This window comes from Paenibacillus rhizoplanae (genome assembly GCF_042684125.1).
Lineage (GTDB): Bacteria > Bacillota > Bacilli > Paenibacillales > Paenibacillaceae > Paenibacillus_AQ > Paenibacillus_AQ rhizoplanae.
In genome coordinates, this window is the sequence record NZ_JBHUKY010000085.1 from 1 (window position 1) to 722 (window position 722).

The window sequence follows — 722 nt, forward strand, 5'->3', positions numbered from 1 at the left end:
GAAATTGAAAAACAGGTTGAAGATGACGATTCCATTGAAAGCGAAGTGACACGGGATTACTTAGCCGCGACTCGCTCCCTTCTGCTTGAGGATGGTAATCCCCCACTGGATTTGCCAGGGATTCAGATTTACGAGAAAGCCAGTGCCGTGAAGGCTTCACTCGAAAAGAGTGTAGCTAAAAAAGGGGGGCCGTCCTCCTGAAAAAGGTGCTGCTGCTGTTTCGCAAACTACCCGAATTCACTTCGAAGTACCAAGCGGTGAAACGTTGGCAGATTCCGATTCAGGAGACTGCACGGTTACTTTCTCCTGCAAAGATAAGTGCTGACCAGCGCAGTGAGACGGTACGCTTTGAAATGGAGTGTCTGCTGTCCTGGATGCAAAAGACCTATACCCAGAAGGAAGATTCCTTGCTTGTCTCTAACTTCCAAAGCTATACCCGAGGCTTTTGGAAAGGGCTTTTCACCTGCTATGATGCGCCTTGGGTTCCTCGCACGAACAATGACCATGAACGTTTCTTTCGACAAACGAAAACAAAACACCGGCGAACGACGGGACGCCGCAGTTGGAACGAACATATTCTCCGCTGCGGTGAGTTTGTGGTGTTTGTTGACGATGCTTTAAACCAGCAGAATTTGGTTTCACGGCTGCAACAAGTTTCGTATGAGGCTTTTAACCAAGAACGTTGTCGCTGGACAAAACGACTAGACGAAACTACGAAACGC

The 722-nt window shown here is 48.5% G+C and carries 2 pseudogenes; both read left to right on the top strand.

Annotation, left to right across the window (positions count from 1 at the left end):
- Positions 1-201: pseudogene (locus tag ACFSX3_RS30440) on the top strand (transposase); the annotation flags it as partial.
- Between the two features lie 56 nt (positions 202-257).
- Positions 258-722 (top strand): annotated as a pseudogene (locus tag ACFSX3_RS30445) (hypothetical protein); the annotation flags it as partial.